Source organism: Bacillus sp. FDAARGOS_1420 (genome assembly GCF_019344915.1).
GTDB lineage: Bacteria > Bacillota > Bacilli > Bacillales > Bacillaceae_G > Bacillus_A > Bacillus_A mycoides.
This window is the reverse complement of the sequence record NZ_JAHWJB010000003.1, coordinates 222727-245849: the sequence shown is the minus strand read 5'-3', so window position 1 is coordinate 245849 and position 23123 is coordinate 222727. Positions and strand designations below refer to the sequence as shown.

The 23123-nt window shown below is 32.6% G+C and carries 20 protein-coding genes and 9 pseudogenes; 6 read left to right on the top strand and 23 right to left on the bottom strand.

Going from position 1 to position 23123, the window contains the following annotated elements:
* Window positions 1-29 precede the first annotated feature (29 nt).
* A pseudogene (locus I6L50_RS35895) lies at window positions 30-134 on the bottom strand (hypothetical protein); the annotation flags it as partial.
* 357 nt (window positions 135-491) lie between these two features.
* Here I6L50_RS35895 and I6L50_RS30230 point away from each other — a divergent pair.
* Window positions 492-1204 (top strand): IS6 family transposase gene (locus tag I6L50_RS30230; RefSeq protein WP_374108437.1). Its coding sequence is split into 2 segments (ribosomal slippage): window positions 492-963 and window positions 963-1204, totalling 714 coding nucleotides; the frame shifts between segments, so codons are not numbered across the junction.
* Between the two features lie 64 nt (window positions 1205-1268).
* Here I6L50_RS30230 and I6L50_RS30225 read toward each other — a convergent pair.
* The 3 genes and pseudogenes from I6L50_RS30225 to I6L50_RS30215 form a co-directional block, all read right to left on the bottom strand.
* A pseudogene (locus I6L50_RS30225) lies at window positions 1269-1397 on the bottom strand (Rpn family recombination-promoting nuclease/putative transposase); the annotation flags it as partial.
* A 43-nt stretch (window positions 1398-1440) separates the two neighbouring features.
* The gene (locus I6L50_RS30220) at window positions 1441-2142 is read right to left on the bottom strand and encodes a YrrS family protein (RefSeq protein ID WP_219303912.1); all 702 of its coding nucleotides are present in this window, start codon (window positions 2140-2142) and stop codon (window positions 1441-1443) included.
* Between the two features lie 238 nt (window positions 2143-2380).
* A complete protein-coding gene (locus tag I6L50_RS30215) occupies window positions 2381-2815 on the bottom strand; it encodes a sodium:proton symporter (protein ID WP_219303911.1) in 435 nt (144 codons plus the stop codon).
* 150 nt (window positions 2816-2965) lie between these two features.
* Between I6L50_RS30215 and I6L50_RS35725 the strand changes: the two are divergent.
* Window positions 2966-3136 (top strand): annotated as a pseudogene (locus I6L50_RS35725) (recombinase family protein); the annotation flags it as partial.
* Between the two features lie 322 nt (window positions 3137-3458).
* On the opposite strand, the gene I6L50_RS30210 reads toward I6L50_RS35725, so the two are convergent.
* Together I6L50_RS30210 and I6L50_RS30205 are read right to left on the bottom strand one after the other, a co-directional pair.
* Window positions 3459-5312 (bottom strand): ABC transporter permease, encoded by a 1854-nt coding sequence (locus I6L50_RS30210; RefSeq protein ID WP_219303910.1) that lies wholly within the window; start codon window positions 5310-5312, stop codon window positions 3459-3461.
* A gap of 16 nt (window positions 5313-5328) precedes the next feature.
* Complete coding sequence (locus I6L50_RS30205; RefSeq protein ID WP_219303909.1) at window positions 5329-6090, bottom strand: ABC transporter ATP-binding protein; 762 nt, start codon at window positions 6088-6090, stop codon at window positions 5329-5331.
* Window positions 6091-6574: 484 nt separating this feature from the next.
* Here I6L50_RS30205 and I6L50_RS30200 point away from each other — a divergent pair, with 484 nt between their 5' ends.
* Together I6L50_RS30200 and I6L50_RS30195 are read left to right on the top strand one after the other, a co-directional pair.
* Window positions 6575-7690: a response regulator aspartate phosphatase gene (locus I6L50_RS30200; RefSeq protein ID WP_219303908.1), complete on the top strand. Its 1116-nt coding sequence runs from the start codon at window positions 6575-6577 to the stop codon at window positions 7688-7690.
* A complete protein-coding gene (locus I6L50_RS30195) occupies window positions 7690-7851 on the top strand; it encodes a hypothetical protein (RefSeq protein WP_219303907.1) in 162 nt (53 codons plus the stop codon). The genes I6L50_RS30200 and I6L50_RS30195 overlap by 1 nt, the downstream gene beginning before the upstream one ends.
* Before the next feature lie 58 nt (window positions 7852-7909).
* Here the strand turns inward: I6L50_RS30195 and I6L50_RS30190 are convergent, their stop codons facing one another.
* The 10 genes and pseudogenes from I6L50_RS30190 to I6L50_RS35125 all read right to left on the bottom strand — a co-directional run bounded on the left by I6L50_RS30190 (window position 7910) and on the right by I6L50_RS35125 (window position 13072).
* On the bottom strand, window positions 7910-8203 hold the full coding sequence (locus I6L50_RS30190) for an ArsR/SmtB family transcription factor (protein WP_219303906.1): 294 nt from the start codon (window positions 8201-8203) through the stop codon (window positions 7910-7912).
* Window positions 8204-8306: 103 nt separating this feature from the next.
* Window positions 8307-8714 (bottom strand): disulfide oxidoreductase, encoded by a 408-nt coding sequence (locus tag I6L50_RS30185; protein ID WP_219303905.1) that lies wholly within the window; start codon window positions 8712-8714, stop codon window positions 8307-8309.
* A 33-nt stretch (window positions 8715-8747) separates the two neighbouring features.
* Window positions 8748-9020: a hypothetical protein gene (locus tag I6L50_RS30180; RefSeq protein ID WP_257475437.1), complete on the bottom strand. Its 273-nt coding sequence runs from the start codon at window positions 9018-9020 to the stop codon at window positions 8748-8750.
* Window positions 9021-9116: 96 nt separating this feature from the next.
* On the bottom strand, window positions 9117-9317 hold the full coding sequence (locus I6L50_RS30175) for a hypothetical protein (RefSeq protein WP_219303904.1): 201 nt from the start codon (window positions 9315-9317) through the stop codon (window positions 9117-9119).
* A gap of 65 nt (window positions 9318-9382) precedes the next feature.
* Window positions 9383-10024, bottom strand: coding sequence for a thermonuclease family protein (locus I6L50_RS30170; RefSeq protein WP_219303903.1), 642 nt, complete (start codon window positions 10022-10024; stop codon window positions 9383-9385).
* Between the two features lie 34 nt (window positions 10025-10058).
* Window positions 10059-10268: a hypothetical protein gene (locus I6L50_RS30165; RefSeq protein ID WP_219303902.1), complete on the bottom strand. Its 210-nt coding sequence runs from the start codon at window positions 10266-10268 to the stop codon at window positions 10059-10061.
* Between the two features lie 252 nt (window positions 10269-10520).
* A pseudogene (locus I6L50_RS36045) lies at window positions 10521-10598 on the bottom strand (thermonuclease family protein); the annotation flags it as partial.
* A gap of 327 nt (window positions 10599-10925) precedes the next feature.
* Window positions 10926-12027, bottom strand: a pseudogene (locus I6L50_RS36040) (glycoside hydrolase domain-containing protein); the annotation flags it as partial.
* A gap of 547 nt (window positions 12028-12574) precedes the next feature.
* Window positions 12575-12724, bottom strand: a pseudogene (locus I6L50_RS35130) (sigma factor-like helix-turn-helix DNA-binding protein); the annotation flags it as partial.
* Between the two features lie 15 nt (window positions 12725-12739).
* Window positions 12740-13072 carry a hypothetical protein gene (locus I6L50_RS35125; RefSeq protein ID WP_257475434.1) on the bottom strand — a complete coding sequence of 111 codons (333 nt, stop codon included), beginning with the start codon at window positions 13070-13072 and terminating at the stop codon, window positions 12740-12742.
* A gap of 259 nt (window positions 13073-13331) precedes the next feature.
* Between I6L50_RS35125 and I6L50_RS30150 the strand changes: the two genes are divergently transcribed.
* A complete protein-coding gene (locus I6L50_RS30150; protein WP_374108436.1) occupies window positions 13332-13595 on the top strand; it encodes a hypothetical protein in 264 nt (87 codons plus the stop codon).
* A 73-nt stretch (window positions 13596-13668) separates the two neighbouring features.
* Here the strand turns inward: I6L50_RS30150 and I6L50_RS30145 are convergent, their stop codons facing one another.
* Window positions 13669-14082: a hypothetical protein gene (locus I6L50_RS30145; protein WP_219303901.1), complete on the bottom strand. Its 414-nt coding sequence runs from the start codon at window positions 14080-14082 to the stop codon at window positions 13669-13671.
* Between the two features lie 220 nt (window positions 14083-14302).
* Between I6L50_RS30145 and I6L50_RS30140 the strand changes: the two genes are divergently transcribed.
* Complete coding sequence (locus tag I6L50_RS30140; RefSeq protein WP_219303900.1) at window positions 14303-14941, top strand: DUF6241 domain-containing protein; 639 nt, start codon at window positions 14303-14305, stop codon at window positions 14939-14941.
* A gap of 918 nt (window positions 14942-15859) precedes the next feature.
* On the opposite strand, the pseudogene I6L50_RS30130 reads toward I6L50_RS30140, so the two are convergent.
* From I6L50_RS30130 to I6L50_RS30110, 6 genes and pseudogenes are all read right to left on the bottom strand, one after another.
* Window positions 15860-16796 (bottom strand): annotated as a pseudogene (locus I6L50_RS30130) (IS4 family transposase); the annotation flags it as partial.
* Window positions 16797-17058: 262 nt separating this feature from the next.
* Window positions 17059-18075, bottom strand: a complete 1017-nt coding sequence (locus I6L50_RS30125) for a hypothetical protein (protein ID WP_219303899.1) — start codon at window positions 18073-18075, stop codon at window positions 17059-17061.
* A gap of 926 nt (window positions 18076-19001) precedes the next feature.
* Complete coding sequence (locus I6L50_RS30120; RefSeq protein ID WP_219303898.1) at window positions 19002-21245, bottom strand: glycoside hydrolase domain-containing protein; 2244 nt, start codon at window positions 21243-21245, stop codon at window positions 19002-19004.
* A 165-nt stretch (window positions 21246-21410) separates the two neighbouring features.
* Window positions 21411-21923: pseudogene (locus I6L50_RS35120) on the bottom strand (IS6 family transposase); the annotation flags it as partial.
* A 180-nt stretch (window positions 21924-22103) separates the two neighbouring features.
* Window positions 22104-22664: pseudogene (locus I6L50_RS30115) on the bottom strand (glycoside hydrolase family 25 protein); the annotation flags it as partial.
* 3 nt (window positions 22665-22667) lie between these two features.
* On the bottom strand, window positions 22668-23090 hold the full coding sequence (locus I6L50_RS30110) for a phage holin family protein (RefSeq protein ID WP_098675597.1): 423 nt from the start codon (window positions 23088-23090) through the stop codon (window positions 22668-22670).
* Window positions 23091-23123: the final 33 nt, after the last annotated feature.

The following is a 23123-nucleotide window of genomic DNA, read 5'->3' as shown; positions in this document are numbered from 1 at the left end:
TTACTAAATAGGAAGATAGAAACTAATTGAGTGGGATACGAGACTTCTCCCGCCTCTTCAATCCTATTCTTTTTTTGCAGTTCGTTTGTGATGGTAATGAAATCAATAGCTTGCTTAGACTTTCTCAAAGACATTAACGCTCTAAAAGTGAGATATTGACTAACAATTAAATCATAACACTCCTATTAATGGGATTATTTTCTAAAAATAATATAGAAAACAATGAATATTCAGATTATTATTTTCTAAAAACCAGAAATATTTCTATAAAACAACTAAATTAAGATTAAATCGTATCGCAGATTTTAAATAATATTAATAAATAGAATCTATTTTGAACGTAAGAAATTTGTAAGGAATGGGTAAGGAAAAAGAGAGTTTCATTGTATAGGATTAAAAGGTTCTGGTGCAAGAACTTAAGGACAATTGCAATGAATCTATAAATCTTGGACATACTGTTACTATTACTTTAGAAAGGGTGCGTGATTGGTATGGAAAAGGAAAAGGAAATTGCATTCAAATGGAAGCATTATCAGCCTGATATTATTTTGTTAACGGTAAGATGGTACCTACGGTACAACCTCAGTTTTCGCGATTTAGTGGAAATGCTAGAAGAACGGGGTTTATCCATTTCTCATACAACGATTATGCGTTGGGCTCATCAGTATGGTCCTGAATTGGACAAACGAATCCGTCGTCACCTCAAACAACCAAATGACTCTTGGAGAGTCGATGAAACCTATATCAAAGTAAAAGGTCAATGGATGTATCTGTATCGTGCTGTTGATTCGAAAGGAAACACATTTGATTTTTTCCTAAACAAAACAAGAGACCAGAAGGCTGCAAAGCACTTCTTCAAGAAAGCTTTGCGGTCTTTTCATGTTACAAAGCCACGTGTTATAACAGTCGATAAGAACCTGGCTTATCCGATAGCAATTGAACAGTTGAAAAAAGAAAAAGCATACCTGATGGTATGCAAATTAGACAACAAAAGTACTTGAATAACATAGTAGAACAAGATCATCGTTTTATAAAGAAGCGAATCCGTTCTATGCTAGGGCTCAAATCTTTTGCCACAGCTACATCTATTCTTTCTGGAGTAGAAGCCATGCATATGATTAAAAAAGAACAGATTGATTTAGGGGAACAGTCTGTCCAAAATCAGAAAGAATTCATTCATCAATTGTTTGGACTTGCAGCATAAGATACAATTCTGTTAGGAGTATATGCGCTTTATTCTCTTTTATTTTATTTTTGCACCAGAACCCATTCGCAGGTAATAATAATAACCAACGAACAAACGAATCTTCCCCCGGATTGACTTTCTCTTCGTGCCATTGTTGCATCAACTTTGGAATCTCTACTATATGAACTTCTATATCATCACTTAATAGCTTAGTCGCTCACAACAAGAGAGGATAGCATTTACATTTTGCTTATTTATTTTACCACTTGAACAGATACTGGTTTCCAGCCCTGATTCTCTACCCAAGCAATATCAACCTTATATTTTTTATTACTTTGCTTATCTCGTACATTACCGTAGGCTTTATTTTCACCATTATTTCCAATAAAATCAAAAATCAATTGACCCTCTGGAACATCAACGGCATAAGAAATTGCTTTTTTCATCTCATTCCAATCTACTGTTCCTTCTTTAAATTTCATTGCAGGTTTTGCTCCTTGCTCTGTACCAATTGGCTTCCAAGAAGGATTAGTTTGAGAACCCTTTTCTTGAGATGCCGTTTTTTCTCCCTCTTTATTTTCATTTTCGCTGGTTTTTACCGATTTTTCTGCTTTTTGTTTCTCTTCTAACAGTGCTGCCTCTCTCTCCTCACGTTCCTTCTCTTCTAACTGCGCTGCTTCTTTCACTTCACGTTTCTTCTCTTCTAACTGCGCTGCTTCTTTCACTTCACGTTTCTTCTCTTCTAACTGCGCTGCTTCTTTCTCTTTATGTTTCTTCTCTTCTATCTTTGTTGCTTTCTTTTCTTGAGCAATTGCTTTCTTTGATGTATCAGAAGGGGAAAACAACTGGTATGTCACTATACCAACTGCCACTAATACCAAAGTAAATGCAATATTAAAAATCACCTTTTTACGACGATTTTGTTGTTTTTCTTGAAACCTGCTTCCTTGTCCCATTTTTTAAACCTCCGAGTTTATTTTCTCTTCTAATCTTTATGCATTATCCTCATAATTCTTAATATTTTCATTAAACAATGGAAATGAATTACAATTCCCATACAAGATTTCATATCATAATAAAATTTGTGTTGTTTCAAGCATCTGACATATGTTATTCAAAAATATTTTAATACATTAAAAATTGATAAGCATCTGTTCATAAGAAACCTTCAATTTTATTCAAAGGTGATTCCAATTAGGTCCACATTAGATCTCCTGTAGAAATCTTTTTAACAATTAAGCCCCTTCTTCCCTTATTTATAATTTTCAAATTAAACTGCCCTCTATGGTACAATAAAGATGTGTTGTTTTCTACTGGGGTATGCCGTAAAATCAAAAGGGATTTTATCTCTTTTACCTTTTTTTCAGAGAAACTTTCACCACTAGGAGACTCTATTATTCCTAATGTAATCTTTAATTCGCTTTCATCAAAAATCCAATCTTTATTAAGTTCCCTTATCTTTTGTATAAAGCTTCTTTTGGTTTTTCCTATATAGATCAATGTTTCATTCTTAGCATATACTCTAGAGATTGCAAATATTCCCTTCTTAAAAGCTTCTTCTCTATTATAAAAATCATTTAAACTATACAATCCATACCATTTAATATGTACTGTTTCTATTAATCTCACCTCATTTTTATGATAATATTATAATTTCTGAATGTTCAAATTATTATAGATACATAGCCTTGATTACTTGAATTATAAATAGCGCTTTTCAATAATACATTTTATTATTACTAATTTCAATAATGAATATGTACATATGTAGTATTGGATGGCCGCAAAAAAGTTGAAATTGATGATAATTTTAAAGAAACTTATCAAAAATGGAAAAATCATAAAATTACTGCAGTAGAAGCCATGCAAAGAGTAGGAATGAAGAGTAATACATTTTATAGAAGAGTCAAAGAATACGAATATAATTTACAAAAAAGCAATCTTTCTTAAAAGAAGCGGCTGGTTTTTTTATTTTCTCTTTTTGCGAAAGTAATTAAATGGAGAATATCTCAAATTATTTTTATCTTCCTCTTCCTTTAGTGAATGACCTTACATGAATCTGCTTACACATGTCTTTACAAACGAAAAAGAACAGATTATTGAAATAATCTGTTCTGATATAAATGATACAATTTTAGTTTTTTGCACGAGAACCAAATGTTTAGCCGTAATACGAGTCCATTTCTTATTTCCAGCTTTCTTGTCCCCCTTCAGAATGATCAATAAATGGGGGCTGATGATGTTGACACTTCATATAAATCATATCATTACGTTAATCTTCTTTCGAAAGTACAATTCTTTTATATAATTGAACTGTAATGAAGTAATAAATCAAGTAAATTACTACAAAAATAGCAAGTGGCAACCAAATTCGAAAATACGGATCAATTAAAAGAGGGCTGAACATGTTCATACCAACTAATACGTGAACAATACCCACAATTGCTGGTACTAAGAATACAAAGAATAACTCTTTATAAATCGATTGTGTTAATAACTCTTGGCGAACACCGATTTTACGAAGCATTTGATAACGTGTACAATCTTTGGATGCACCAGACAGAACTTTAAACATCAGACAACTTGCCATCATTGCTAAGAATGCAATTCCAACGAAGAAGCCCATAAACATGAGTCCGCTAGAAAAACTTTGGTTCGACTTATATGTTTGATACTTACTATCCAGTTCTTCTGCTTTCACATTTTTATATTTAACTACATGTAATTCATCAAGTTTTTTCCATTCTTTTATGTATGTACCGAAATTATCCGCTTTACCAATAAATACTTTATTTTCTGTATCTTTCATACTATCGTATATGTTTTGATTGACAATTTTCACTTCATGATTCGGATACATATACTTTGGTTGAATTGTTTGGAAAGCATCGCTCCATTGTTTTGGTTTTCCATCATCTTTACCCCATTGTCTTGATAATGCAAATGCATTCATGGGGATTTTTTCTGAAACTTTCATTGTCTTCTCATTTTTTCTATCTTTTACTAAAGGACGATTATTCTCTAACTCTTCTTTTATATAATACACATACGTATCATCCACCTTGTAGCGATATTCAAGTTGCTCTTTAAATGGAATACCGTCTAACAATTTCTTTTCTTCCACTGTTGGATTATGAACTACCGAATCATAAATGGTTCCTTTATCAGTCTGTTTTAGAACATTGTTTTTAAATGCCATACCACAAGCAATTCCACCAGCTCCAAGAGCTACTAATATTGCTACCGTTGCCAGCACGTTTGTTAGACTGTTCATACGGAAGTTTAATTGCGCAAAAGTAAAAGCATTCAGCCCTTTTTCCCTACGTTTTTTATTACTCTGTACCTTTTTCATCATAACGGGGAGAAGGGATCCAAATAGCATGTACGTACCAACTGTAGCCGCGATTAATCCAATAGCCATGAATTTAGGAATGCTTATTATATTTTCTCCTTGTAGCTGTGATATATAGATCAGTGATGTATAACCAATACCTAGTAAAAGTAAACCTAGGAATGCAACTACAGCTGTCATTTTCCCTTTTACCGCGACACGTTCTGTTTGTTCATCTGCATGTACAAGTTGCAAAACAGAAATACGTGACAATTTCATACTATTCATGATGGCTGATAGTACAAATAAGACAAAAAAGAAGATGCAAGTAACAGTCATAGAGGGAATATAAAATGCTTGATACCCCTCACCAGAAAACTCCAACTGTTTCATCAATAACTGACCGATACCTTCTGCAAGTCCTACACCAATTGTAATTCCAATCACAAGAGACGCTGCGCCTAATACGATTGTTTCAATAAACATAAGTAGTGTAACTTTATGCTTTTTTGCTCCTAACATCATATACATCCCAAACTCTTTTTGGCGAAGGGATAATAAGAAAGAATTTGCATATAAAATATAGAAGAACGTTATGATTGCTAGTAAAACTGAACCAATTTGAAATGCAAATACAATAGCAGCTACATTTGAATTAGATTCAAGAAATGCTTTATTTTGTGCTAGAGTTTGGAACATATAGAAAATTGAAATAGATATAATAAGACCCAAAAGTAAGACAATATAGTCTTGCAACTTACTTTTTAGTCCTGACATGGAAATTTTAAATAACATGCTTGAACGTCCTTCCTTATCCTTTTTGAGTGCCTAAGTCTGCCAGCACATCTAAAATTTCTTTATAAAACTCTTCACGGGTACCACCACGATGAATTTCTTTATAGAGCTCACCATCTTGAATGAATAAAATACGTTGACAGTAACTAGCACTATACGGATCGTGCGTAACCATCATAATAGACACACCTTGTTCGGTATTTAAGTTTGTCATGGCATCCAGTAAACTCGTTGCATTTTTAGAATCAAGCGCTCCTGTTGGCTCGTCCCCTAAAATAATTGCTGGCTCATGCACTAACGCACGTGCTGCTGCTGAACGCTGTTTCTGTCCACCGGATACTTCAGTTGGATACTTTTGAAGAATTTCTGTAATCCCTAACATATCCGCTACTTTCTCTACTTTTGGTCCAATATTACGTGATGAAACACCTTGAAGTGAAAGTGGAAGTGCAATGTTCTCATAAATAGATAAGTTCTCTAATAAGTTGAAGTCTTGGAAAATGAATCCTAACTTTTGCGAACGGAAATCAGAAAGCTCACCTTGCTTCATTTTCGTAATGTCCGTACCCGCAATTTCAACAACGCCGCCCGTTGCTTTATCAAGCGTTGAAATTACATTTAATAATGTCGTTTTACCAGAACCAGATGGTCCCATAATACCAACAAACTCACCTTCTTGAATGGAGAATGAGACACCTTTTAACGCATGTGATTGGTTATCACCTTTTTTACCGTACACTTTTTGAATGTTTTTTACATCTACAACTGGTTTCGTCATATATATCCTCCTACGATTGTTATTCTCTTACTTATTTTGCTCTTTTGAGAGATAAATCGCTATTGATTAATATGACAGTAACCTTACATTTTTGTAAGAGGATATTTCTTCCACTTGAAAACATCTACTTTAATGTAGGGAGAATACACACAAAAAAAGAAAATACCAAATGATGATCGGATTGTTACAATGAAGGGTAAATGGTTTAAATGATCTCAAATATACACTTTTACGAACAATATTACTTATCTAGTTTTAATATGTTAATTTCTGAACGTGAGGAATATAAGATATCCAATTGCTTATTCCCCCATTTCGAGGGGATGGGCAAAAACACCCAGCATATAAAATCGATATAAATTGACTGTTTTTTCTGAATTTTATTGAAAAATAACTCGAAATCACTCAAATAATGCTGCTGTTCTGCTATGATGATACTAATTAAATAGGATTAGGATACTTCTATAGGATGGGGGAATATATAATGAGTGTTTTAGTAAAGGGGAATGAGCAATTAACCTCTCTATTGAACGACTGGTACCAATCTATGCTATCTCAACAAATTTTAAAAGCTACCAATTTAAAAAAGGAAATCGATGAAAAAATTAGTAAATTAAGTACTGAGCCGAATCAAGATTGTCAGGATCAAAATTTGCTACTATATTACTCACTACTTGAGTTTCGTTACACAGTCTTAACAGATAGCCTTAGTATTCAAAAAAACAGCTTTGATACTATTAGCGATTATGATATGCCTACAGACCAATTTCTTCGCTTTTATTATCACTTTTTCAAAGCCATGCATGCCACTTTTATCGCAAATTATACTATGGCGGAGGAACATTATAAACAGGCAGAAAAGATACTAGTAGATATACCGGATGAAGTTGAACATGCTGAATTCTATTATAGAATCGCAACTTTTTATCACCATACTTATAACATGCTCACTTCAATTGAATACGCAAATAAATCAAAAGAAATCTTTTCGAAGCATGAAGGCTATGAAGTGAAAGCAGCCTTTTGTAATAGCTTGCTAGGCGGCTGCTGTATCTATTTAAAGCAGTACGAACAAGCAGAAGAATATCTAAATTCTGCAATTGATTTACTTAAAAAGAATAAGGAAGAAGATTCCTTGTTATATGTAAGAAGTACAATAGGTTGGCTATATTCTGATCAAAACATGTCTACTTTAGCTATTCGTCATCTTTCAGAAGTAACAGCTAAAATGCCTACGCACTTTAAGGCTATCTTCCTAGAAGCTAAGGAACATTATAAATTAGGAGAACAATCGGCAGCCAGCCAACTCATTGATAAGGGATTACAGATCTGCAGAGGAATTAATAACGAGGAATATACGCATCACTTCTCTATTTTAAATAGCTTAAACGAAAATATTCCATTGGAAGAATTAGAAAAAATCATTCAAGAAGGAATTGTGTACTTTGAGAAAGAAGAGTTATGGGATTATGTTGTGGAATATGCTGAATTATTTGCTACATCATGTAGACAATTAGAAAATCACAAAAAGGTAAGTGACTATTTCCATATTTGTTATCAAGCTAGACGAAAATTAGTCGAAAAAGGAGCGTTAAAATAATGAAAAAAATCAGCTTATTATTATCTGGTATTGCTTTTATTGGGGCGTTAACGGTGGGAATTACTCAATTTTCTCAGACAGACCAACTTGCTACTCATGGACATTACCCTTCTCCTACATATAGTGTCGGCGACTATGGTGGTGCACCACAACAAATTTAATCTAAGCGCATTTAAAAGTCCTCACTTATTGTGAGGACTTTTATTATCTAATACTTTTTTATAAACCTAGTACACTAACAATCTGGCAAGCTTTGAAATTCTCAATATGATAATACATCTCTAATCCTCTTCTTTCCGAACGTATGATCTTTCCTCTCATTTTTGATAGATGCTGAGAAACAGTGGATTGTGGTATTTTTAATATATCTGTCAATTGCGTTACATTACAGATTCTATGATGATTTAACTCCTTCACAATTTGTAATCTAACTGGGTGTGCCATGATTTTTAATAATTCTACGTCTGCCTCTGAAATTTGGTTCATTTCTTTTTGGTTTTGTAATGTTGTCATTTTTAATTTCTCCTTTTCTATATTCCATTCTTATTTTTTTCGAATTAACTAACGTTATACATGTTCATGTCTATGTATATACAAGGTGTTTTATCGGCTTCCTCTATCTTTCGTCTCTGAGGTATAAAAGTATAATAATAGCTAAAAATCCAACAAAAGATAACATCGGAATTGTGATGAAACCGAACAAATTTAAGTGGTCTTCTGTACAAGAAACTCCTACTGAACAAATCTTCATCTCACTAACAGGAAACGCTTGAATTGTAATTTGATATACAGATAACATTAAACCGATACACGCAAATGGAAATGCATACGTGCTGACATGAGGATCTTTTCTATACATTCCTATCCCCAATATAAATACTAATGGATACATGGCCATTCTTTGGTACCAGCACAAATCACATGGTGGAAGTTTCATCCATTCACTAAAAACCAAGCTTATAAGCATTGCACTTGTAGCTATCATCCAAGCAATTGTAATATGATACTTTCGAATTAACGCCATTCTTCATTCACCTCATTTAATGTTCTGCTCTACTTAGCTTCCGTATGTGATTAGCTCATTTCCATGCTTTGAGAATCCTGTCTCAATGGAAAGTATCCAATTGTTGATATCTTCCCAATCATATCCTTTTTCTTTTAGTTCTATCGGGAACTTATTCTCGAAATCATCCCGCATTTCGTACATACTTTCCAATGCTTTTTCCATTTGACCAAATTTATAAAAAATGTGCGTGTTTACACGTTTGTTTCTCTTTTCTGATACAGCCAAATATACGTAGCATTTTTCTTTCGCTAAAACAAATTTCAAGAATCCCGCTACCTAACTCATCTATTCCATCTCCTTCACTGTTTTCCTTACCACTCTCTTTTTAATGTGAGTAAGGAAAACTTTCTCTCTTACAGTTTAATTCAATGAATATCTCATTTTTTTGCTTTGAACATACAAAAAAACACTCATCATCACAATGTTTATTACACCAGCTGCAGCTCCAATTTTTGAAATAACATAGATGTATTCGTTACTACTGAAAGGCATCATGCTCGAAAATATAAAGACAAACGAAATAACAAACGATAAGATCATGTTTCTTTTATTCTCTTTCACACTTAAAAACCTCCTTATTTTAATCTCAAAGCATTAGTATTCTTACTATGCTTTAGTGATATGCGTTAAGCGGCATTATTTCGGTTATAATGATGTTTCTTTTCATCCACAAAACCTTTGATACTCCACACTCCACTTTTAGATGATTTTGCTTTCTTTTCTGCATCTAACATTTGTGGAAGCAGCGTAGTGTTCGGTTTAGTAATATAAGCTACAATCCCGTATCCTGATTTGACCATTAATTCATTTACATGTATTCCTTCGCAAAATATATACGCTAATTTTCTGCCATACTTGTCTTCTTTTTGTCCATGATCATATACCAGGGTTACATCTTTTCCTTCTATTTGTTTCTTTAGAATAGAAGATGCTTCTTTACCCATCTTTTGTGGCGGAATCTTTCGAGAAACAGATTCAGGGGTGTCTAATAATAGTAACCTTACCGTCTGCTTCTTCCTGTTTACTTTTACATCTACTGTATCTCCGTCTTTTACATATATTACTTTTCCTTTACCCGTTTCTAATCCTTTTAATTTGTCCCTGTATGCTTCCGGAATATCAACATTACTCTTTCCTTCTACATTCTGCTGGATTGCTTTCTGGGCCGTTTGTGCAGGTCTCGAATTATTTGTTTGTGTTGAACTGCTACATGCTGTCATTTGAAAGACTAATGATGTTATACAAGCAATCTTAATCCATGGTTTCATACCGTAGTATCCTTTCCTATTAGTATCACTCTACTTAATATACAAATGGACTATATGCTGGATTAACTTCTTTATAATCACAACACAAGCAAAAACGCACCCACTTTGGATGTTCGTTAAACGTAGCTCTGAATGATTGCTTTTTACATTTGGGACATACTGATATTTCATTCACCTTACTACGCTCATGACTCTCCACATTCTCAAAAGATACATCTGTAGATGGTATTTCACTCGTAAGCAATATATCTTCCCCCTCTCCCTTTTTTAGGGATTTATAGACAACGAAAAAAGGACACACCTATGGCATATGTATGCGTAGGTGTGTCCTTTTGCAGGTAGATTTAGAAGTATTTTGTTACTTTCATCATATCATAATTCTTATTAATTTTATATATGAAATTTAGGATTTTATAATATTATTTTTTCTTCTCATATACAAAGGTTATTCTCTTCTGTGCAGAGTCATATGTTAATTTTGCACCAAATGATGTGCTGTTTGTGTAGAGCTGCTACATGCTGTCATTTGAAATACGAATGATGTTATACAAATAACCTTAATCCATGATTTCATGCTGTTATATCTTCCCTAATCAAATAAAAAATCACTCTATCTATACAACAGAATGCATGCTTCTATTATGTTAAAAAACGTCAATTCAAAAAGTAAGTACTACCCCCCCTACAATAGCTCCTCCAATAATAAATACTACTAAAATCTCGTATAAATGATTTCTTATAAATTCTTTCATCAATTCATCCCATTTCTTTTTAATTTATTCATTGTTTCTAATGCTATCTGATAACTTATTTATTAAAATAAATGCAAAAAGGACACACCTGTAGCATGTGTATGCTTAGGTGTGTCCTTTTGCAAGATAGTTTTAGAAGTATTTTGTTAACTACCTGATCCAACTGTAACGGTTGAAATTTGATCAAAAGCCCAGTTTTTTGGTAGTGGAAATCCTAAATTCCCACTAAATTTTATAGACATTCCACTAACGAAACTTGTTTTTGCATAACCTTTCTCTGAAACTTGAATACATACGTTTCGAGCTCCATAAACACCTACTTTATAATATCCACCAAGTTCAAGCATTTTTGCATGTAAAGCCTTGAAATGAGGAAGGATATTATCCGTAATATCTATCCCATATGCATCAAAATCAACTGCAAAATAAATATTGGAATGCTCTAACTGCACTTTCTATATTCGCATTATATGTTGTTGAAAATGAACCAGAACCAGAATCATAACCATTAAAATATAAAGCATATTGGAATAATGTAACAAATCTACCCGAACTACCTACTTTTAGAATTGGTAACCCTGCCTTTGTTGCTGGACCAATTCTATCTCTTTGAGAATCTGCAGGGATTCCTATTTCTGTCTGTAAACCGTACACTAAAGCCTTATTTGTGTCTGCTTGGTAATGACCATCTGTTGGTTGAACACCAGATGTTTTGTAATAGTTATTATTTAAATCTTGTTGAATCTGTCGTATTTTTGCATCTCCGCCTGGAGTAAGACGATAAGCATCCATTGTTAAGAAAGCTTTAAAAATATAGGCATATACTTTACCATCAGTTACTGGAAGAGCAACATCTTTTTGTAAACTTACAACTGCATTTTTTGTTCTTTCATCAAAAACATCATCAAATTTACCTGGATTATATCCTTTACAATACATAGCACCTTTTAAAATTTTAACAATCGCTTTTCCTTTTTCATCCGTAGGAACATTTCCTAGTGACATTTCACCCCACTGCTTGTATTTAGCAGTTGTAGTTACTCCGAATTTATCTGCAAGCTCAGTAATACCTAATTCAATTTGAAGGGCTCTTGTTAAAGCATAAACAGTTGACCAACCTGTTTTACCATTTAAAGGTGCTAGTTGAAAACCTGCGACTTTTTCATATTTTAAATTTACCCATGTTTGTACTGCTAATACTGCTGGTCTCCTTTTTGTTCTGCCATTATAAACTCTCTCCCTTTTTTGAATTTTTTGTTAATGAAACTTAATGTACTAATGTAATAGAACATAATTCTGTTCTATTGCTACACGAAAGACAATATTCATATTCAAACAAATGATGAGGTGAATTACGCTCCTACATTATTAAGTGAACGGAACGTAGAATAACTAAAACACTTTGAAAAAAATAATTTAATAATAAAAATTTAACTATCGAACCATGAAGACGAGTTATTTCCAATACAATAATTCAAATTATCCGTGCTCTCTCTAAAAGAGAACCAGCCTCAAAAAAATCAAAGAAAAAAATTTTTTTGATCGTTGGACAGAAATAAATATATATCTCTATCTATTTTTCTGTTTCAATAAAGTCAAAAAATCCAGGTGTAGAAAAGGCATGTAATACCTTTATTTTTTCATAGATTTTTAATCTCAACTCTGGTTCTAAATTTTCTCGATCTTGTCGAGGTGTATATTTTATACACTGTTGAATTTTTGATTGAAATAGTTTCAAAATCATCTATATTCATTATTTTGTCACTAGCGACATGCATCACAATAGTCCAACTCCTTTTTATGAATGAGATGTGAGAATGTGTCTTAGCTTACTGATGGATTTTCTATGATGGTAAGAAATATTTTGTTCGGATTTCTGTAAAATGTGTGCAATCTCTTTGTTGGTATAGTTATACACATACATTAAATCTAAGATTTTTAATTGGTTAGCCGATAAGGTAAGTTAAGCCCGAAAAAGAGCCTGATCAGAAACACAATCTTTTATACTTTTTTGCTTCTTATCATATTCAATTAGTGTTGCATCTACTGTTGTTGCTATTTCTTGTGTCAAAAAAGAATCGTCATGTAAATAGTTTCTTTTGTTATATCGTGAAATTTTTTTATCAAAATCAATAGAGTAAAAATAAATCAATTTACTTATGTAATTAACCATTTTGATGTTTTTAAAATAAATCTGAAATGCCGTATCTAATTGTTGTTTATTTTCAATGGTAGGCTTTAGAATTGCTTGTTCAAATAATGCATAATTTGTGGGTTCATTTAAAAAATGTTGCACAATAGGCTCATTCAATTGATTTCTATGTTTTTCACAAAACTAAGACAATACCTCTTTAGACATATCATAATTCCTCCTTAAAACCCATTTATCCAATAAAGAAGGAATAGGATAATAATCACAACAAATCAGAATTTACGTTCTATTTTAAACAATTTTTGTCTAGAAAGAAAGGGAGATTCAGGAGATAAATACTTGATAATATTCGAGAGTTTTCCTCTTTGATGTTTAGGAAAGAGGGATATAAAGGAAAATGCACATGCTGATTGATGAAAAAGGGCAATTATTTAGAAAGAGAGGGAGGAACGCTTTGAAAACACAAACTATTTTAAAAAGACTCCGAAATTGGCAAATGTGGGTTGCAACATTTTCTTTAGTTGGGTTTCTTTTTGTAAAATTAGGAGCAATTGAAGCCAAAGATTTTTTAGACGAGCTAATGCCTTATCTGTATTGTTTAGGTATTTCATTAGGGATTTGGGCAGATTATGAAGAAGAAGAACGAAAGACAGAAAAAGAAGAATGAGAGAATAGGAACATCAAAAAGAAGGCATTTGAAAAAATACCTCCTCTTTGATTGAATACTATTTATCTAGTGTTTAACGACCACACCATGCACTTTCTGCATCCCATGGTGAGTCATCAATTCTAATTTGCTTTACGCCTAAAGAGAATGAATCCCATGGGTTTGTATCACTTAACCAACTCGAACAAGTATATGGGGATACACCTGTCCACACATTTTTATTAATTGTACCTGCTGCCCGAAATTGATATGCCCACCCTAAATCTGTCCATCCGCCATGTTCTATGCTAAAGTACTTTGTACGTTTTTGAACACCAGGGAGTCCTGGGTGTAAATCATCAATTATTACTTCACCATGCGTTTTTAATTCCCATTTTTGTGCAGGCGTTAATTGTGTCGTATCTGCCGATGCACCAAAAGGAACAGTTAAACAAGCTGTGGTAAGTACTGTTGCAATACCTAAAAATTTTTTACATGCATGTTTCATTCTATACACTTCCTTTTCTATTAATGAAATGGTTTTAGAATGTTATTACCATGATAGATTAGTAGCTTCAAAACCAGACTTCCAAATTATAACATGAAATACCGATTAATATACATAAAATTCTTTCTATTCTGTCCATTGTGTTATAATTGTAATTGTAATTTTTTCACTTCAATTCAAAAAGGACTTGCAAAGTTACTACAATCTATAGGAGGAGACGATGAAACAATTAATAAAATGGGGAAGCATAGTCTGTGTGTTGTTCATTTGTTGTGTAGGAGCAACGATTGGCGTACTTTATATGAGTGGTTATGAATTGGAGAATATATATAAAACTTCAAGTATAGATCATTCTCAAAACATGGAACAGAAAAAAGAACCAATATTAGTGGATGCCCAAGTTTTTTTTCAAGATGCGGTTAGGTTAAAAAATGAGAATTACTCTTTGAAGAATAGTCAATTTAATGTGAAAAGAACATGGGAAGAAAAAGAAGTCCAACAGGTTCTACATGAAATGTCCCATCAAAAAATAGGTGCTGAAGAGAAATTTGGATTTCTATTAATTACACAAGAACGGATTGAAAGCTTACAACATATAGTGAATCATCATAAATTCTTATCAGAAGTTACCTATAAGGAGATTTTAAAGAGCTGGGAAAAAGGGGATTATACAAATGTAGTTCCACATCATAATAAGATTTGGGGATTACAATATGGACAAATAGGAGAAGCCTTTTCCCATTTGACACAAGAAGAAGAGGAAGCCTATATTCACAGTGTCTTAACAAGGGAGTTTACTTTTTCAGGGAATTCTATTGTAGGATGGAGTAAAAAAAAGAATCCTGAAATGAACAAATGAGTCGTATAAGGATAACTATGCCCATTCCCCGAAAAAGGGGAATAAGACAGAAAATATCAATTAATAAACAGTCCATGTAACAACAAGGTAGCAGTTTTATATTGTGACAAATTATTTTTGATACAGTATTTTGTTACAGACAAATTGACTAAATAAAGGCGAATACTTCTTGAAACCGATGTTGTAACATCAGATGAAAAATCCAAGTGAAGTTTTCATAACATTCACTTGCAACCAAAATTCTCAAACACTTCCTAAAATTAGCTTTTTGGAATACTTATTTACAACTTCTTATATAATAAGAAATGCTAACGCTACTCTATATCTTTTGAACTACGTGATAAATCACATTGGATAGAACAAGAGCCATCATCCCAAACATTAGGAATGATGGCTCTTGTAAGATGCGAAAAAGATAACGATAGAAGAGACTTGTCACTGTAAAAATTATGACATAGAGTCATTTCAAGAATCCTCAAAATAATAATGGTCTATACGATTATTTTCAGAGGGAATCATTCTTTTCTATAGAATCTATACACCATACCATGTTTAGAGGAGTGATTTTCATTGACAGGAACAATAAAAATTGAAGAACTTAACACGTTCTTGGCATTGGCTTCTTTAGAAGCGCTTCCTGCTGAAGACCAAAAAATGCGCCTGCAATATTGAAAGGAACATTTTTTAAGCCAAGAAATCTTAGAAGGATTAGGAACATATAAAAGTAAACTCTATGATTTATATAAAAAACATGAAATTACGACGCAAAGAATAGTGAATTTAAAACGAAAAGGAAACGAAACGACCAATTCCAAAGAAGATATACCTACTGATCTGCAATATCCTCATTCTACCGAACCAGCTCAAACGCAAACACCTGCACCCACAACGATTTCATTAGAACCTATAGGGGTCCCGCCACATCGCTATCAAGCTAAGCTCATGTAACGTCAATGATAAGCGAGATTGTTTCTTTTTTTCTCTTACAGTTTGATCTTGTAATCGTTTTTGTTGTTGTTCTTTGGTTAGTCGATGAACAATCACACGGGTTGGTACCTTATCAGTCATTCCTACATAAGCGTTAGATATTTCACATGTTTGTCCTGGTTGAAGAGAGTTCATTAAGACCTGCATATCTATCTGTATATGCTCTGTACCTTTCTTGATTCTTCCATCTTGAAAATAATTAGGAGTGGGATTTTTTTGATACATACGTGTATTTGATTTAATACGAGAGATATAGTAAGCTTTTTTATCTTGTATATGTTGAAGATCTTTCAAGTGAAAATAACCTAAATTACGGATACATAAATCATTCGCTGCCACAGTTGGGGCACATAGAGAACCATAGGTTCGATCATGTTGTTTACCTGGGCCTGTATGAATATGTAGGAACTGTCCACTTAATAAATCATACTCAAGCTGAATCTTCATCCCAGCTGTATGGCTGCATCCTCCTGCACCTGGATAAACAGATGAAAATACATCGGGAAGTTGAAAGGCAGTTGAATCTAGGATACGAATACGTTTGAAAATAGAAGCGTATGGAGAAATGAGCATCTTAGTTGAAGATAACTTTTGGTTGAGAAGTTCGGCTAACACTTGTTGTAGGAATTGCACGGCTGTGGCATTAAATCGTTGATGCTTCTAAACAGCTACATAAATGAGTTAAAGAGGTTTTAGCGACTTTTTGACTGATCCATACACATAAAGCGACTAAATCTTTTGGTTGGTACTTACTGGTTCTTTGCACAAAACCAACATTTCTAGCAAGATCTCGTAAGAAATTTGGAGATAAGAAGTTTTGAATTTCTTGAGCAAATAGTTGTAATTCATCAGATACAGAAATAGACATACAAAAACGCCATCCTTTCCTATGATTCTACAGAAAGAATAGCGTATTTTTTCATTTTAGGGGTGTAATAAAACTCTAGGTTGGTCTGTACCCCTAATTTAAGATGATGTCGTACTCCCTCTTCAATCAGATTCAACTATACTTATTCTAACTTTCTACCTGTTAAGAAACTTTACAACAGAACCGTAATTTACAAGCTGGCGGAACAAATCGAAATATCATGCTTTCACATCAAATAGCAAACAGCAAAAGTACTTTAAATTTAATTCTTAGGATATCGCTCTTTTACAATTTCTTCGATGTTAATAGCTTTTTTAATTTCTTCTGATGATAACCAGGGTGTATATCTTGTTCTATTCTTAGTTTGTAAATATATCTGAAATTTTTTATTATATAGTTCTTCTTTAAGGATTGTGGCTACCTTAATTAAATCTTTAATTACAAGGGGATTATTTTCAAATTCATTACTATCGGTATTAATAATTAAATTCACCTTATATCCTCGAACATCCACATATTCCAAATTCGAATAAGTAATACCTTTTAATTCAAAACGATTGTTTTGAATTGCAATTAATCTCTCTTCTATTTTTGTATGATTTTTAATCCAATTTTCCAAATAAATGTCTATGGCATTGTTCATCGTTTTTTTCATTGTTAGTAACAGCTCTTCTTTTGTTATCATTTTTTGCACATTTTTAAAAGGTCCACCTAAAGATTTGCCATTATAATCCTTGATTTCAAGTTCTGTTATCTTTTTATTATTTTTCTGGATGAGTTGAAATAGAGTATATAAACGATCTAATTCTACTGATTCAAATTGGCTAAAGTCCATCTCGTTACTCATTTGAAGAGTTAATAATAATTCATTAGTTGGTTTTCCTACATCTGAATCTCTATTATCTGTCAAATATTGAAGAGCGTTATCAGTTTCAGTTTCCACGTACCCTAACTTTTTGATTTCTTCTAGAGTAGGTTGGAATTTCTGATATGCCTCATATGTTTTTTTTCCATATTTGTATTCATCACTTTTTATGGATGAATAAAAGAGACCATCTACCTCTACTCGAAATTGAATATTTTTATTGTTCTTTGCTTGCACAGTATGGTATGCATGTCCCATATTATTTTCATTTAAAGGGCTCATATTTGTTACATCAACATCAATTCCGTGTTTTTCTTTTATATATTTTTGTACCTCATCTTCATTAACTTGATTACAACCACTCAAAAATAAAAAAAATACCACTAACAATATTACATTTTTCACTCTTTCCATCTAATCCCTCCTTAGGTAAAAAATGATTTTGGTTGTGCAGCGTAGCTCAAAGCCTTCTTTTCTTTATTCATATACTTTAACTTTTATATAACGTGAACCTTAAATCATTTAAGTTCTTGACGTTTTCACCTATACTGTCTGGAGCATTACTGTCTTGAAATACAGATAATTAATTTTTTTAAAAATCTTTTCAAATTCTATAAGTATATGATTCATTGAGCCCATCTTTAAATTTTACATTCATACTATGAAACCTATTCTACTACAAAATCTAGTTCTATTATTAAAATATTCCTTTAATTATATCCTTCACCTTACGAATAATAAATTACATAAATGATAAATTATGCGATTTATCAAAATTTAACTTTTCTCAAAAACTTTATTGTTGCCCTAGTACCAGCATTCTTGTAACCAAAAGGAAATAGTAAAGTTCAGTTTTGTTTATATTTTTGAATTTCCAGTTAAATACCCACGAAAAAACAGCTATATTGTGCAAAATTCGCACAATATAGCTGTTTTTTTCAATTCCCTATTTTCTTAGCATTTTAAAAATCATTTTTATTTTCTGCCCTTTTAACTTTTTAGATACCAACTTAATAAAATGTAAATACATTCTTATTCTTACATAAGTACAGCATTATTATAAATTAATATAATATTTTTATCATTTATTACAAATAAGATAAGGAGGCCCATAATAAATACGATAAGAGAGATTCCTTGAATAGAGAAAAATTCTTCCCACAAGTCAAATACCGTATACTGTCTGGAGAATCTGTTGCCAATCCATCTATAAAAACAGAGAGTGGTAGCAAGCAAAGATTCAACCACAAACGACCGTGGAGAACAATAGAATTTTTTTTCACAAAAAGAAATTCCCTCCATTTTCCTTGAACGATATAGTGCTCCTATTAGAATCATTTTTATTTTAAATTTAATTCTTTAAAGCGAGCTAGACTATGATAATATTCTAGACCGGAATCTCCCTTCTTAGCCTCATATTCATTCAATCTTCCTAATTTACTTCCAAATCGACTTATAGGATCTTCCGAAATACGATGATTAATTATAAGGCTATCATATTTGTGTTTTTCATTTTGGGAAAGTTTATAATCTACTTTTTTTTGAAATTCTAAAAAATTTATAGGTAATTTGAAATTATTAAAACCTGGCGCATTAAATGTCACTGTGAATGAATCCAGCCAAGGTAAAGTTCCATCAATTATTTCACTTTGTACCCATTGTGCTAAGTATCCCCCAAGTGAATGACCTGTAAAGTACATATGAGTTATCATTTTATAATCAGTCTCTATTAATTTTTTAACAAGATCAATAGCGCTACGACTTTGAAGACCTCCAAAATTCCCCACTACTGAGTATAAATCTTCTAAAATATCATTAAGTTCCTCTTTTTGTGTACCCCTAAATGCAACTGTATATGCATATTTGGGTGTTTTGGTTAAATCCGTGGGCATTTTTTTTCTAAACACAAATGCATCAAAACCATTAGTATCAATTCTATGTTTTTGGTGTAATACCCAGCCTCCTGAACTCGTGAAGGTCTTATCAGGTTTGGCATCAGTTTCTAGTTCATCATGATACGCATTTCTCGACATTTCAAGAAGTTGATTTGTAAAGGAAATAGTACTACCATTATCTTCTTTTATAGAAACGCCATTATCCCGCTCTGATTTAATGTTATTATCTATCTCAATAGCACCACTACCTGATCCAACTGTAATCGTTGAAATTTGATCAAAAGCCCAGTTTTTTGGTAATGGAAATCCTAAATTCCCACTAAATTTTATAGACATTCCACTAACGAAACTTGTTTTTGCATAACCTTTCTCTGAAACTTGAATACATACGTTTCGAGCTCCATAAACACCTACTTTATAATATCCACCAAGTTCAAGCATTTGTGCATGTAGAGCCTGGAAATGAGGAAGAATATTATCCGTAATATCTATCCCATATGCATCAAAATCAACTGCAAAATAAATAGTCGTACCATATGGGAATCCATATTCTTGCGCTGCAGCGTATGCTGCTTTTGCATCCGATTTACCTTGGTCTGCATTAAAATATGAAGCCTTTGCACCATTAGTTTGGAAAATTGGAAACACAGATAATCCAGCAGCAAAAATATTTTCCAATTCACCTGGTTTTATTTTTTTATTTAAACCACCTGGAACATTAGTAAGATAACGTCCTACAGTTTCATAACCAGCATCAAATAAAGCTTTCCCTCTCTCTAAAGTGACTTCTGTTATACAATCACAAGCCTTTCCTTTTCGATCAGGTTCCCCCGTACTAACTAATGCTGATAACCAAGTTGACTTATCTACAATACCATCTTTAGGAAGTAATATGAATTCTTGGAATGCTCTAACTGCACTTTCTATATTCGCATTATATGTTGTTGAAAATGAACCAGAATCATAACCATTAAAATATAAAGCGTATTGGAATAATGTAACAAATCTACCTGAACTACCTACCTTTAGAATTGGTAACCCTGCCTTTGTTGCTGGACCAACCCTATCTCTTTGGGCATCTGCAGGGATTCCTATTTCTGTCTGTAAACCGAACAGTAAAGCTTTATTTGTGCCTGCTTGATAATGACCATCTGTTGGTTGAACACCAGATGTTTTGTAATAGTTATTATTTAAATCTTGTTGAATCTGTCGTATTTTTGCATCTCCGCCTGGAGTAAGACGATAAGCATCCATTGTTAAGAAAGCTTTAAAAATATAGGCATATACTTTACCATCAGTTACTGGAAGAGCAACATCTTTTTGTAAACTTACAACTGCATTTTTTGTTCTTTCATCAAAAACATCATCAAATTTACCTGGATTATATCCCTTACAATACATAGCACCTTTTAAAATTTTAACAATCGCTTTTCCTTTTGCATCCGTAGGAACATTTCCTAGTGACATTTCACCCCACTGCTTGTATTTAGCAGTTGTAGTTACTCCGAATTCATCTGCAAGCTCAGTAATACCTAATTCAATTTGAAGGGCTCTTGTTAAAGCATAAACAGTTGACCAACCTGTTTTACCATTTAAAGGTGCTAGTTGAAAACCTGCGATATTTCCATAATCTGAATTCACCCATTTTTGCACTTCAAATACTGCTGGATCTCCCTGTGTCTCTGCCATTATAATTTCTCTCCCTTTTTCTTATTAATGAACTTAATTTGCTAATGTGATTGAAAATAAATATTATGTAAACAAACCATTAAATAAATTAAGCTCTTACTCTATTAAGTGAAAAGAAAGTAGCATAACTAAAAGAAATTTAAAAGAATTTAGGTTGAATAAAAAGGTTCTTGTGCAAAAATAGTTTGATAGAGACATAGAACATACACGTTTCTTAATAAAACGTTAATCTTATTTTACTCTATTATCGAGATATTTAACTTGACTTAGTTGTATGCCTTCAGGCATAGTTTCCTCTTCTTTCAACTCTTAAATTGTTACAAGATTGCAAGGTTCTTATCTACTGTTATTACGCTAAGTTTACAAATATAGGAATCAGCAGCCAAGACTCTCTAAAAAAGCGCTTAGCTGCTTATTTATCTCTTAATTCACTTAGGTAAAAATCAATGATTTTTCATTCTGAATCGAATGCTCGATATAAATACATCCATTAGCCTTTTACTTTCACATACGCTTCATCGACTCTCTAGAATTATTTATTGTCCTGAGATGACACCTTATTCTCTCATCTAATTCAGATCCATATTGATGTACCCAACATATAACGGTGGTGTGAGCAATCGACAAACTTCATTCTTCTATCATTTCCAACAAATAACGAAACCTTAAGTTGTACCGCTAATAAGATAATATTCAGATTATCAGTACCAATATGTCCAAGATTTAGAACTTATCTTAAATTCACCTGAATTTTTTGTAATAGAATTTGATAACTAGAATTTTAATATTTGGGCACTTTATAAATCCCTTAAATTCTAAAGAATATAGAAATTACAATTAAGAAAAGAGCAAAAGTTAACCAATAAACCACGATAATGTCTTATCCCCAATAAGATAATTCATATCACATTTTCCTATACCTGCAACTTCTCCAGAATCTGTATATTGCCAGATGTCACATGAATAATCTGGCTTTTTACTCCCATAACGGGGAATCCAAATAAAATCAGAATTAATATTAGCTGCGCCAAATGCTTCGTAAGTATGGTGACCAATGTATAAACCAACTTTTTGGGCACCTAAATTACGTAATTCATCGATAAAAGCTTTTGTTCCTACTTGCATATTTCCCATCGTTTTTACTTCAACATCTGCTACCCAAAATAACGAATCTTTATCCCCACGCTCCCAAAAATCTTGTGCTTCTTTTCTAGCATCATTGATAGATACAAAGCGGCAAAAAGCATAATTTCCAAATGGAATTCCACGATCCTTCATAGATTTCACATATCCTTTATACATAGGATCAACATAATTTGAACCATCTTGTACACGAGCAATAACTAAATCTAGTTGTGGGGCCGCCTTGTCCCAATTAATATTACCATTCCACTTTGAAATATCTACAATATTACCCATTAATTAAACATCTCCTTTTTTATCTTCTTGTTTCTCTTTATCAATCAGGATTTCAACGGTATTTGTTAAAACAGTCGGTAACTTAATCCCTATACTCCCAGCATTCTCCAGAATAGAAAGTAATTCATTTCCCATAAAGAAAAAGATTGTTGCTTCACGTACAGCGCTATTACTTCCAAGGACAAAGTCTAATTGTGCTGCCACGCCAATCAATAGAAAAAGTACAACTTTTTTGGAAATACCTTTAAAACCAACTTTACTTTTTAACTCTCCTTTATATCCTGCAGCAATAATTCCTGTAATATAATCAATAACTGCTAATATCACTAGAATTTTCAATATAGCATCCCATCCTCCAAAAAAATATCCACAAAAAGCTCCAAAGATAGCTACAACAGTTTTTATTAACACATTAATTTGATCCATCTTTTACCTCCTTATCTTTTAAACTACCTAAAC